The organism is Paenibacillus albiflavus, assembly GCF_004344915.1.
GTDB classification, from domain to species: Bacteria; Bacillota; Bacilli; order Paenibacillales; family NBRC-103111; genus Paenibacillus_AM; species Paenibacillus_AM albiflavus.
The window spans coordinates 1-11924 of the sequence record NZ_SKFG01000008.1 but is presented as its reverse complement, the minus strand read 5'-3'; the positions used below and the strand labels follow the sequence as shown (position 1 = coordinate 11924).

The following is an 11924-nucleotide window of genomic DNA, read 5'->3' as shown; positions in this document are numbered from 1 at the left end:
CACCCAGCAGAATCATATGCTGGGCGGAAAGCCTTCTTGACGTCTATGAGTTAAGTTTGGCAAAAGCGCGATCGATCGCGACAATGGTTTCTTCGACATCCTCGTCCGTATGAGCGATGGTCAGGAACCAAGCCTCGTACTTGGAAGGGGCGAGGTTGATGCCTTGCTCCAGCATGAGGCGGAAGAACGCGGCGAAACGTTCGCCGTCTGTATCATTCGCCTCATCGAAATTCGTCACGGGATGATCGCAGAAGTGAGTGGACAACGCTCCAGCGATCCGATTTACGGTGAGCGGAATACCGTGACGCTGAGCAGCGTCACGAAGCCCCTGCTCCAGCCTCGCGCCCATGCGGTCGAGGCGCTCATACACCCCTGCCTCGCGAAGCACCTCGAGGCAGGCGATGCCGGCACTGATGGAGGCGGGATTACCCGCCATCGTGCCGGCTTGATAAGCAGGTCCGAGCGGAGCGACCTGCTCCATGACTTCCTTACGGCCCCCGTAGGCGCCAATCGGCAGTCCACCGCCGATGATTTTGCCAAGGGCCGTAAGGTCTGGCTCGATGGCCGCGCGCGCCTCTGGCGTGGAGGCAAGGCCATCGTAGGTTTGTGTCGTTCCGTAGTGGAACCGGAACGCGGTGATGACCTCGTCATAGATGACGAGGGAGCCGTTCTTGCGCGCGGCTGCGCATAGCCCTTCGAGGAATCCTGGTTTCGGCATGACCATGCCGAAGTTGCCGACGATGGGCTCGACCATAACCGCCGCGACATCTTTACCCCAATGCGCAAGCGCCTCATGCAATCCGTCAAGGTCATTGTACGGAACGGTAATTATTTCTTGCGCAATCGAACTTGGAACGCCTGCGCTGTCTGGCGTACCTAGCGTGGAAGGGCCAGAGCCTGCCGCTACAAGCACAAGGTCGGAATGACCGTGGTAGCAGCCTGCGAATTTAATAATTTTCGTACGGCCAGTAAATGCACGTGCAACGCGAATCGTTGTCATAACTGCTTCCGTCCCCGAGTTTACGAAACGAACCTTATCCATGGAAGGAATCGCTTCTTTCAGCATGCGGGCAAATTTAACTTCTAATTCAGTTGGTGTGCCGTAAAGCGTCCCATTCTGCGCTGCGTGACAAATCGCTTCTGTCACATGAGGATGGGCATGCCCTGTAATAATCGGTCCATAAGCAGCAAGGTAATCAATATAGCGATTATCATCTACATCCCAGAAATAAGCGCCTTGTCCGCGCTTCATTGCGACAGGCGACCCACCGCCGACTGCTTTATAGGAACGGGAGGGAGAGTTCACACCTCCGACAATATGCTGTAATGCTTCTTGATGTAAAAGTTCAGATTGCTTGTGATTCATGTGGCGTTTCCCCTTTGATCATCATTATTTCTTTTTTGACTTGTTCTCTCCGGATTGGTTTGCTTGCTTTTCTTTCTCTTTCTCCGCTTTCAGCTTAGCTTCTTCGGCAATCTTGCCGGAGAAGACATCTTGCACATATTGCTGCAGCTTCTTCTTATCCGATGTGACAACGGCCATTCCGTTAATCCTTTTATCATTGTAGAGATTGTTAGGAGGAATCTGAACGGACTGAATATCTGATGTATTCACATTCAGAGCAAGGCTGGCGAGCTTTGTCATGTCATCAGGCTGAATATTGGTTTGAATATACGGCTCCATTTTATTTAAAATTAGAGGTAATTTTACAATAGAAGAGAATGATTTCATTTTATCAAAAACCGCACTGATGAATTTACGCTGTCTTTCGGAACGACCGATATTATGCAGATTATCATGACGGAATCTAACGTATTGCAGAGCCGTTTTGCCATCCATGTGCTGCACGCCTTTTTTAAGATCAATATCGTATACATGCTTATCTGCGGAATCGACCCATTTCATATCCTTCTCGACATCAAGCGTTATCCCGCCAATTGCATCCACTAATGAAATAAAACCTTCAAAATCCGTATAGACGTAGTACTGTATTGGTATATCCAGCAAGTCGCTCGCCGTTTTCATTGCAAGGTTAGGTCCACCGAACGCAAGAGCGGCATTAATTCGATTTTCTCCATGATCTGGAATTTTTACATATAGATCGCGAAGAATCGACATCATGGCGGCTTTCTTCGTTACAGGATCGATGGATAAGACGATCATGGAATCCGAACGAGGTCGTTCATTCTTATTGGACTCCCGCGAATCGCTGCCAAGTACTAGAATATTGACACGATCCGTTCTTTCCCATTTAGGCGGCGGATTCTTCTTGTCTTGTTCTTTGTTAAAAACTGTATCCTGATCAGATTTGTTTGAAATATGTGATGCAAAATTATAAATCGGGATAATATAATATGCCGCGATTGCACCGATCACAAGGACAAGTGCGAGTACAATTTTGATCCACCTTTTACGCATATGACTGGCTCCTTTCCGAAGCTTGGAAGTTGGTGTATCATGAAAACTATTATAGATCGTCAAAAAGTAAGATAGCAAGAATATGGGGGAGAATTATGCAAGCCATTGAAGTACGTGACTTACGTAAAGATTTCAAAGTGCAAAAGAATCGAGCAGGACTGTCGGGTGCATTTCGGGATTTATTCAATAGAGAATATCGCCATGTAAAAGCGGTTAAGGACATCTCTTTTACCATTCCGCAGGGTGAAATTTGTGGTTATATTGGTGAGAATGGTGCTGGTAAATCGACAACGATCAAAATGCTTACAGGTATTTTGGTTCCCACTTCGGGACAAGTGCTTGTAAACGGCTATGTTCCTTATAAAGAGCGTGAGAAATTTGTTCGCGAAATAGGCGTCGTATTCGGTCAGCGATCTCAACTATGGTGGGACTTAGGTGTAATTGAGTCTTTTCAGCTACTGCGCAAAGTATACCAAGTACCCGAACAGGATTTTAAGGATAGATTGGATGAGCTTGTTCAGAGACTTGAACTTGCAGAACTACTATCCAGACCCGTTCGCAAATTAAGTTTAGGTCAACGGATGCGTTGTGAATTAGCGGCATCTTTATTGCATAATCCGTCTGTATTATTCCTAGATGAACCAACCATTGGACTTGATATCGTGGTCAAAACCGAAATTCGTGAGTTTCTCAAAGATATGAATCGCAGGTTCGGTACGACTATTCTGCTTACGACACATGACTTACAGGATATCGAAGCATTATGTTCGCGTGTTATTATGCTCGACGATGGTAACATTATTTATGATGGCGGACTGGATGAACTCAAAGCTAGATGGGGTGGAGGCAAAGAAGTCATATTCGAGTTCGCTTCTTCGGTTTCCTTATCGCAGGTGGAAAGTTTAACCTCGGGAATGGATGTTACATGGAAGCTTGATAATGAACGTATGGCATCAGCGTTCGTACCGCAAGCTGAGCAAATTTCGGACATGTTGGCCAGAATTGTTGGTACTCTGTCCATTCTGGATGTCCGCATTGTTGAAACTAACACAGATGATATTGTGCGCGAAATCTATAAATCGGGATCTGCCGATGTGACACGACTAGAAACGGTGATTAGTGAAATAGAAGGAGCCGCCGCTGGTACCGATTCAGATGAACTGAAGGAGAAGGAAGTAACACATGTTTAGTGCATATATAGAATTGATTCGAATGCGTTTTTTGACGATGCTTGCGTATCGAGTCAATTATTACAACGGTATATTAATTTATGCCATTAATATTGGTGCGTATTATTTTCTATGGAAAGCCATTTATGGGGATGCAACTGAGATGGGTGGACTAACGCTTGTTCAGATGACCACCTATGTTGTCGTTTCCTGGATGAGCAGAGCCTTTTATTTTAATAATCTGGATCGAGAGATTGTGAATGAAATAAGAGATGGCTCTGTTGCGATCCAATTCATCCGTCCCTACAACTATGTTGTCGTTAAAGTGATGCAAGGATTAGGAGAGGGGATCTTCCGTTTCCTGATGTTCTCCGTGCCTGGTTTGATCATCGTATCTTTCTTGTTCCCAGTAGAGCTGCCGACAGATATCGGCGTTTGGGGAATCTATCTCATAATGTTATTTTTTGCTTTCCTTATTAATTCCCAGATAAATATTATTACGGGTTTATCCGCGTTCTTCATGGAGAATGCTAACGGGATGATCCGTATGAAGAGAACGCTTATCGATCTGTTCTCAGGTCTAATTCTACCGATCTCGATGTTTCCAGGATGGGCAGAGAAGGTGATGAATGTATTGCCGTTCCAGGCGATTACTTATTTGCCTAGCTCGGTGTTTACTGGCAGAGTTACGGGATCAGGCGTTTGGCCGATACTTGCCATTCAGGTGAGTTGGTTCCTCATTCTGATCATACCGATCATTGTGCTGTGGCGTCTAGCCAGAACGCGCTTGTTCGTGCAGGGAGGTTGATCAGGTGTTCTATCTATCATTAGTTGTCGATTACTTGAAAAATTACATGAAAACCCGTCTCACGTATCGTTCGGATTTTTGGATTGAGGTCCTATCCGATTTGCTTATGAACGGTCTTAATTTGTTCTTTATCTTAGTTGTATTTGGACAAACGGATTCGCTCGGTGGGTGGAATCGGGAACAGATTTTGTTTATATACGGATTTTTTATGATTCCTTATGGAATCTTCGGTACGCTCTTTAATCTATGGAATTTCTCAGAACGCTATATTGTCAAAGGTGAGATGGACCGAATTCTGACACGTCCCGCTAATAGCTTGTGGCAAATTATGCTGGAGAATCTCGACCCTTCCTCTTTCTTTAGTACGATAGTCGGATTTGTGATTATGAGCTATTCTTGGACTCAGCTTGATCTTGCCTTCCATTGGTACGATCCATTTGTGTTTATTGTGCTTGTGATCGGTGCTGTATGCGTCTATGGCGGGATTTATGTGACGATGGCCGCAACTGCCTTTTATTCAGATGCACCAACGGGGATTATGCCACTCATGTACAATTTATCAAGTTATGGCAGATATCCAGTGACGATCTATAACAAATTATTACGTGGCATGCTGACTTGGATTCTTCCATTTGCGTTCGTTGGCTTCTACCCATCAGCTTATTTTCTCGATCCTGGTAACTGGCTCGGCTATGCACTGCTAACACCAGTCATAGGCGGTGTGTTCCTAGCATTCAGCCTCATGATCTGGAAAGTCGGGGTAAAGCGATATCGTGGGGCAGGGTCGTAGAAGACCAACGCTCAGTTAAACAAATACGCCGCTCTAACCAAGGAATGCCTTGGATTAGAGCGGCGTATTCTTTACGTCCACATGATAATTTTGAATTATTGAATGAATGGGCAGATTGTTATTCTACGATCCGCCTGTGCGTCTGCGCTGGTTGTTAGGTTTTTTGTTATTTTGAGTTCTCATCATTTTACCTGCGTTACCGCCGCCAAAATCATTTTTGGGTTGATTTTGCTGTTGCTTCTTTTCGGCAAGCTTTTGTTTGATCGCGTCAGCTAAGCTTACTTTTTTGATCTCATTATTCTCAGACATAAGACACCTTCCTTTTTCCGTAGACCATGTCCTCATTCTAATCATTTTTGACAGACGCTTCAAGAGGGATTTGTTGAATTAATTAAAACAGTTCGTGCATAATGAAGGAGACGCCAAATAAAGCGTAAGGCTCCAGTTGCTTTGTAAATCAGATAGGAGTGGAAAGAATGAGCGAACTAACTATAGGACAACCCGTACCAGACTTTAGCTTACCTGCCTCAAGCGGTGAAGAACGATCCTTAAGCAGTTGGCAGGGGAAGAAGCTTGTGCTTTATTTTTACCCCAAAGATATGACACCGGGCTGTACGCAGGAATCAGGCGATTTTCGCGATCATGTCGAACAGTTTACAGCATTAAATACTGAGATTGTCGGTATATCTGCCGATGATATGAAGTCACATGCGAAGTTTATCGATAAACACTCGTTACCTTTTGTACTTTTGTCTGACGTAGATCATAAAGTAAGCGAACTATTCGGCGTATGGAAGCTGAAAAAGAATTTTGGCAATGAGTATATGGGAATTGAACGCTCGACTTTCTTAATAGATGAGTCAGGCAAGCTTGTTCGTGAATGGCGTAAGGTAAAGGTTGGAGGCCATGTTGAAGAGGTGCTCCAAACGATCAAAGAAATGTAAAATTGTACACTAAACTGTTATGTTCGTAGTTCTTTCTGCGGATATGGCAGTTTTTTTATGTTGAGCTATAGTCATATCATCGATTGTTCATCCATATAATCTATCAGCTATTCAACTATTTCTTAGTAGAGTGTGGGGGATAATCGATGTTTAGTAAACTATCATTTAATCAGTATATGAGGGGTCTAGTACGATTTGGAATGATTGTCGCTGTATGCTGTCTGTTGCTGATGTCTCAATTCATTACGGTTGCTTATGCGCAATCAAGTGATCCGAATCAGATTCTGTCAGTATATGGATCTCTCTATAAACAGCTTCAATCTGGCCATAAAATTATGGAAACGAGGTCATTCCAAATACCAGAAAAGCCTACGGTTTATCTTACATTTGATGACGGTCCCAGTAAAATAACCCCTGAAGTTCTGGATCTATTGAAAAAAGAAAATATACAAGCGACATTCTTCGTATGTGGCGATCAGTTGAATAGCAAATTGCGTGAGGAAATGTTGAAACGGATGGTTGATGAGGGGCATACGATTGGGAATCATTCTTATAACCATGATTACAAGCAATTATATAGCAATGGTTTTAGTGGATTTTGGGAACAGATTCAGCAGAACGAAGCTCGAATTGAGCAAATAACAGGCATTCGTCCCAAATTAATTCGTGCACCAGGTGGAACTGGGATGAATTTTGATGCGTTTTATTTTTATTATCTTGATCAGGCTGGATACTTAGTTTATGACTGGGATGTCGATAGTGAGGATTCTCGTAGAAAAGGGGTCCCGGCATCCGAAATTATTGCAGCTGTTAAAAAATCTCCGCTTAAGCATGAAATCACGGTTCTGATTCATGATGGAGCAGGGCATGAACAGTCTGTTAAGGCTTTGCCGGAGATCATTCGATATTATCAAAAGCTCGGCTATTCATTTGCACCTCTAGCAGAGAATGTTAAGCCTGCACAATTCAATGTATCTGTTAAACAAAAATGGAGTCATTCTACCAGCCTCGATTTTTTCAATAAACAAGTCAGTCAATCTCTTGCTTACGCTGCAAAGGAGCAAGATCAAATAAATTCATCTGCCTTAGTCGCTGAGCTTGATTCAGATAAGTCTAATCCTAGTGATAAAGTGTCGCTTCGTGCAATAGCTGAAGGTATGGGTGCATCAGTTACTTGGAATCCACAAGAGCAATCTGTCCTTATTCGACTAGGTCAAACATCGATTAGATTCACCGATACGAATCGTAAAGCGGAGATTTTTTATCTTGGACAGCGTGTTGGAATGTATGAATTGAGAGATATTGAACAAATTAACAATCGATACTATATTTCTATGGATTGTATGAAAGAGCTTTTTGCTTATGCCGTCGATAACACAAATCAACAATATTTCCCGGGAAAAGATGACCAGTTGTCGAGTCGTATAATACGTTCATTTTATAAATGATAGCATATGTTGACAGCTTACTCGCTTCTTCTTGACCCTCTTATGGACTATCTATATAATTGATTGGATTAAAGCTAATAATTTTAGCGACAAAAGTCTTATATAATTTAAATGCTACTATGGGGGGCCAGTCATGTCGAAGCCGAACGAAATTATTATTGTCTTGGATTTTGGTGGACAATATAATCAATTGATTGCAAGAAGAATTCGTGACTTGGGCGTATACAGTGAATTAATGCCGTATAATACGCCAATAGAGAAGATCCGCGAACTTAATCCACGAGGTATCGTATTCTCAGGAGGTCCAGCTTCTGTATATGGTGAGGGTGCACCTCATGTTGATCCTGCTATCTATGACCTGCAAATTCCAATCATGGGTATCTGCTACGGGATGCAATTAATGGCTCATCAACTAAATGGTAAAGTAGAGCGTGCGGGTAAACGTGAATATGGTAAATCCGAAATTGATTTTATAGAATCTGCTTCCTTGGTTAAAGGTCTGGATTTCAAGCAGGTTGTTTGGATGAGTCACGGCGACCATGTTGTCGAAATACCAGAAGGATTCGTTATTGATGCAAGTACGGAACATGCGCCTGTTGCAGCAATGTCCCATCCTGAAAGAAATATGTATGCTGTACAATTCCATCCTGAGGTTCGTCACTCTGTGCACGGAAACGAAATGATTCGCAACTTTATTTATGAAGTATGTGGATGCCATGGGGACTGGAGCATGGAAACGTTCGTAGAAGATCAAATTCGTGAAATTCGCGAACAAGTTGGCGATCGCAAAGTGCTATGCGCATTAAGCGGCGGTGTCGATTCATCTGTTGTAGCGATTCTAATTCATAAAGCAATTGGCGATCAATTGACTTGTATGTTTATTGATCATGGTTTATTGCGTAAAGGTGAAGCTGAGAGCGTAATGGATACGTTCGTTGGCAAATTCGATATGCACGTAATCAAAATTGATGCTCGTGAGCGATTCTTAGGCAAGCTTAAGGGTGTAGATGATCCAGAGCAAAAACGTAAAATTATCGGTAACGAGTTTATCTACTGCTTCCAAGAGGAATCCGAGAAGCTAGGTCAATTCGATTTCCTAGCTCAAGGAACACTGTACACAGATATCGTGGAAAGTGGTACAGCAACGGCACAAACCATCAAATCTCACCATAATGTTGGTGGATTGCCTGAAGATATCAAGTTTGAGCTAATCGAGCCACTCAAAACCTTATTCAAGGACGAAGTCCGCAAAGTTGGGGAAGAGTGCGGATTGCCAGAAGCTATCGTTTGGCGTCAACCATTCCCAGGTCCTGGTCTTGCGATCCGTGTACTTGGTGAAGTAACAGAAGATAAACTGCACATTGTTCGTGAATCGGATGCGATTCTTCGTGATGAGATTGCTAAAGCAGGTCTTGACCGTGAAATTTGGCAATACTTCACTGCGCTGCCTAACATGAAGAGTGTCGGCGTTATGGGTGATGAGCGTACGTATTCTTATACTGTCGGCATTCGTGCTGTAACTTCTATCGATGGCATGACCGCTGACTGGGCGCGTATTCCATGGGATGTGCTTGAGAAAATCTCCGTGCGTATCGTCAACGAAGTTGAGAATGTAAACCGTATCGTTTACGATGTAACTTCCAAACCACCAGCAACGATTGAGTGGGAATAGGTTAGTACAACACGAAAAATACTCTCTTTTATCTGTGTTATTCCGCAAATAGAAGGGAGTATTTTTTTGTGAAAAGTTATTCGTTTAGTATTGACGGATGGCAGGATTCCATTAGAATGATATGAATAAATATTCAATGTACAGTCTAGGGCATTTCAGAATGATTCATGAAGTATTTCAAAGACACACTCACGAAAAACAGAGAGGAGTAAGGAAAATGCAAATTTATATGGTATCAGGCAGATCTAGATCCGGAGAATACATAGAGGTAGTGGATGTATTTGGGGATATTAAAGAGAAACCCAAGTATTATGTTTGTGCAGGAAAAAGAATTGATAAAGGCATGATCGGAAAAGTTGAAGAAACTAAATTTTCAGGTTCTTACCAAATAGCGCTGCTGGACTCTAATGAGGTCGCGGAAGCTCGGAAGACAATCAAAGATAAAGTCAAAGAATATCTCCAACAAAAGTTGGAAAAGACGAAAGCGGCTTTAGAGGCAGTCGATCAGCACAGTTTAGATTCTGATATTAAATTTAGAGCATAATAACATGCGACAATAGATATGAAAGTATAGTTGAATCCGAACACTAATTAGAACTAATCTGACTAATGTTCGGATTTTTTGTTGACAAAATTCGATAGTTCCATTTAAAATAAGATTATAACAAAGCTTGTTTTCGTATAATCATGGGAATTGGCCCAAGAGTCTCTACGGATCACCGCAAATGGTCTGGCTACGAAAAAATCAAGGTACATGCTAGTGCGCCTATTATTCTGCATGCTAATGCGTATGCTCATAATTTGCGTCGTTATGCTTTATTCCTTCATTTTACGTAGCCTGCGTCCTAAGTGGATTGCAGGTTTTTCTATTTGTCAAAGGGAATCATAATATTTAGGAGGAATCAAGCACAATGGAACATTTCTTCAAATTGAAGGAAAATGGCACAAACATCAGAACAGAGATTATGGCTGGTTTAACGACGTTTATGGCAATGGCGTACATTCTAGCAGTTAACCCGAATATTTTATCTGGTGCAGGTGGGGACTGGTATCAAGTATTCCTAGCTACAGCTATCGCTGGCGGTGTAATGACGATTCTGATGGGATTATTCGTAAACTTCCCAGTTGCACTCGCTCCAGGTATGGGTCTTAATGCTTTCTTTGCGACGGTTATTCTTGGTTCGCAAGGCGAATTTACTTTTCAAATGGCATTAACTGCAGTATTTATCTCTGGTATGATTTTCTTGGTTCTAACTTTAACTAAAGTAAGACAAATGATGGTTACTGCAATACCAGACAGTATGAAGCATGCGATTACAGTAGGTATCGGTTTGTTTATCGCATTTTTAGGTATCAAAAACTCCGGTTTGCTAACAATTGCTCTTGAAGCAAATCAGAATTATGCAAAAGGCGGATTTGAAAAGCTGCTATACTTTGAAACTGTTTTCGGGCTTGGTGATCTGTTTGATCCACAGATTATCACTTTGCTTTTTGGCTTAATTCTAATTTCAATTTTGATGGTTATTGGTGTTCGTGGTGCGATTCTGTTCGGTATTCTAGGTACAACACTCTTCGGCATGGCTCTAGGTATTGTTGACTTTGGTGTCTTGTCTGCAGCTGATGCAAGATGGTTGCCGGACTTAACGCAAGTTCGCTTTGCAGACTTTGATTTTAAAGCAATTGCATCTGCAGGGATCGTAACTGTCGTTTTAACATTCACTTTCGTTGAATTGTTCGATACATTCGGTACGCTCGTTGGTACAGCTAATCGTGCAGGCTTTATGAAGGATAAAGAAAAAGGTACGAAAAAAATCGGTAAAGCGATGCTAGTTGATGCAATTGGTGTTAGTGCTGGTGCACTTGTTGGTACTTCCACAGTTACAGCATATGTTGAAAGCTCAGCTGGCGTAGCACAAGGCGGACGCACTGGTCTTACTTCAGTCGTAACAGGTGTTTGCTTCTTGCTTGCGTTATTTATTGCTCCAGTTATCTTATTGATTCCAAGTGCTGCAACAAATGCTGCGTTGATCGTGGTAGGTGTTCTAATGATTCAATCCGTACGTGAGATTGACTTTAAGGATATGGTTTTAGCAATTCCTTCTTTCTTAACGATTGTTCTTATGCCTTTCACTTCTTCAATTGCTAACGGTATTTCATTTGGTATCGTGACTTATGTTATCTTAGCAACTGTTGGCCGCGTATCAGGTAAGAGCGAGCATAAAGTTCACTGGTTAATGTGGGTTCTAGCAATACTCGTTGTCGTTCGCTTTGTCTTGCTTGGTATAGAATAGAATTAATAAGTTCCAATAAAAATAGATTGGCCTCGATATTCATCATCGGGGCTTTTATTTTTTAGTAGGTAAGTTAAAGGGTGGAGTAGGAGCAGCTAATTTAGTGTGGAATTCAATTGTCATATTTTTCATCTCGCAAAAGGGTTGCGCTAGACTCTAGTATTTGATATGATACTCCTTGTCACTTCGGTAGACGTGCTGATGTTTGAAGGAAACGATCGATAATCGATTGACTCCTTGAAAAAAAGAAATTAAAAAGTTCTTGACAGAAACACGAGCCAAGTGATATGATATAAAAGTTGTCTCGCAAGTAACGAGATGATAGAAACGAAAGAAATTGTCCTTTGAAAACTGAACAACGAGTGAAGAAATAAATGAGATTA

11 protein-coding genes and 1 riboswitch are annotated in these 11924 nt (G+C 42.3%); of the genes, 8 read left to right on the top strand and 3 right to left on the bottom strand.

Features of this window, described 5'->3' with window-relative positions:
- Positions 1 to 43 precede the first annotated feature (43 nt).
- Positions 44 to 1366, bottom strand: a complete 1323-nt coding sequence (locus E0485_RS09335) for a glutamate-1-semialdehyde 2,1-aminomutase (RefSeq protein ID WP_132417766.1) — start codon at positions 1364 to 1366, stop codon at positions 44 to 46.
- Positions 1367 to 1390: 24 nt separating this feature from the next.
- A complete protein-coding gene (locus E0485_RS09330) occupies positions 1391 to 2419 on the bottom strand; it encodes an LCP family protein (protein WP_132417765.1) in 1029 nt (342 codons plus the stop codon).
- Between the two features lie 95 nt (positions 2420 to 2514).
- On the opposite strand from E0485_RS09330, the gene E0485_RS09325 reads away from it, so the two are divergent.
- From E0485_RS09325 to E0485_RS09315, 3 genes are read left to right on the top strand one after another with little or no spacing between them, the layout of a single operon-like run.
- Positions 2515 to 3609 (top strand): ABC transporter ATP-binding protein, encoded by a 1095-nt coding sequence (locus E0485_RS09325; protein ID WP_132417764.1) that lies wholly within the window; start codon positions 2515 to 2517, stop codon positions 3607 to 3609.
- Positions 3602 to 4396: an ABC transporter permease gene (locus tag E0485_RS09320; protein WP_132417763.1), complete on the top strand. Its 795-nt coding sequence runs from the start codon at positions 3602 to 3604 to the stop codon at positions 4394 to 4396. The genes E0485_RS09325 and E0485_RS09320 overlap by 8 nt, the downstream gene beginning before the upstream one ends.
- Before the next feature lie 4 nt (positions 4397 to 4400).
- Positions 4401 to 5186, top strand: a complete 786-nt coding sequence (locus E0485_RS09315) for an ABC transporter permease (protein WP_132417762.1) — start codon at positions 4401 to 4403, stop codon at positions 5184 to 5186.
- A gap of 123 nt (positions 5187 to 5309) precedes the next feature.
- On the opposite strand, the gene E0485_RS09310 is transcribed toward E0485_RS09315, so the two are convergent.
- Positions 5310 to 5495 (bottom strand): hypothetical protein, encoded by a 186-nt coding sequence (locus tag E0485_RS09310; RefSeq protein WP_132417761.1) that lies wholly within the window; start codon positions 5493 to 5495, stop codon positions 5310 to 5312.
- Positions 5496 to 5662: 167 nt separating this feature from the next.
- Here E0485_RS09310 and bcp point away from each other — a divergent pair, with 167 nt between their 5' ends.
- The 5 genes from bcp (at position 5663) to E0485_RS09285 (ending at position 11541) form a co-directional block, all read left to right on the top strand.
- Positions 5663 to 6130: a thioredoxin-dependent thiol peroxidase gene (gene bcp, locus E0485_RS09305; RefSeq protein ID WP_132417760.1), complete on the top strand. Its 468-nt coding sequence runs from the start codon at positions 5663 to 5665 to the stop codon at positions 6128 to 6130.
- A gap of 146 nt (positions 6131 to 6276) precedes the next feature.
- Positions 6277 to 7578: a polysaccharide deacetylase gene (locus tag E0485_RS09300; RefSeq protein ID WP_132417759.1), complete on the top strand. Its 1302-nt coding sequence runs from the start codon at positions 6277 to 6279 to the stop codon at positions 7576 to 7578.
- A 133-nt stretch (positions 7579 to 7711) separates the two neighbouring features.
- Entirely contained in the window at positions 7712 to 9250 is a 1539-nt protein-coding gene (gene guaA, locus E0485_RS09295; RefSeq protein WP_132417758.1) for a glutamine-hydrolyzing GMP synthase, read from the top strand.
- A 217-nt stretch (positions 9251 to 9467) separates the two neighbouring features.
- Entirely contained in the window at positions 9468 to 9794 is a 327-nt protein-coding gene (locus E0485_RS09290) for a hypothetical protein (RefSeq protein ID WP_132417757.1), read from the top strand.
- A gap of 113 nt (positions 9795 to 9907) precedes the next feature.
- A riboswitch (purine riboswitch) is annotated at positions 9908 to 10007 on the top strand.
- A 154-nt stretch (positions 10008 to 10161) separates the two neighbouring features.
- Complete coding sequence (locus E0485_RS09285; protein WP_132417756.1) at positions 10162 to 11541, top strand: NCS2 family permease; 1380 nt, start codon at positions 10162 to 10164, stop codon at positions 11539 to 11541.
- The last annotated feature ends 383 nt before the right edge of the window (positions 11542 to 11924 follow it).

Excerpts from the sequence above, each read along its gene's own strand:
- E0485_RS09335 (WP_132417766.1), bottom strand. The coding sequence starts at position 1,366 with ATGAATCACAAGCAATCTGAACTTTTACATCAAGAAGCATTACAGCAT.
- E0485_RS09330 (WP_132417765.1), bottom strand. The coding sequence starts at position 2,419 with ATGCGTAAAAGGTGGATCAAAATTGTACTCGCACTTGTCCTTGTGATC.
- E0485_RS09325 (WP_132417764.1), top strand. The coding sequence starts at position 2,515 with ATGCAAGCCATTGAAGTACGTGACTTACGTAAAGATTTCAAAGTGCAA.
- E0485_RS09320 (WP_132417763.1), top strand. The coding sequence starts at position 3,602 with ATGTTTAGTGCATATATAGAATTGATTCGAATGCGTTTTTTGACGATG.
- E0485_RS09310 (WP_132417761.1), bottom strand. The coding sequence starts at position 5,495 with ATGTCTGAGAATAATGAGATCAAAAAAGTAAGCTTAGCTGACGCGATC.
- bcp (WP_132417760.1), top strand. The coding sequence starts at position 5,663 with ATGAGCGAACTAACTATAGGACAACCCGTACCAGACTTTAGCTTACCT.
- E0485_RS09300 (WP_132417759.1), top strand. The coding sequence starts at position 6,277 with ATGTTTAGTAAACTATCATTTAATCAGTATATGAGGGGTCTAGTACGA.
- guaA (WP_132417758.1), top strand. The coding sequence starts at position 7,712 with ATGTCGAAGCCGAACGAAATTATTATTGTCTTGGATTTTGGTGGACAA.
- E0485_RS09290 (WP_132417757.1), top strand. The coding sequence starts at position 9,468 with ATGCAAATTTATATGGTATCAGGCAGATCTAGATCCGGAGAATACATA.
- E0485_RS09285 (WP_132417756.1), top strand. The coding sequence starts at position 10,162 with ATGGAACATTTCTTCAAATTGAAGGAAAATGGCACAAACATCAGAACA.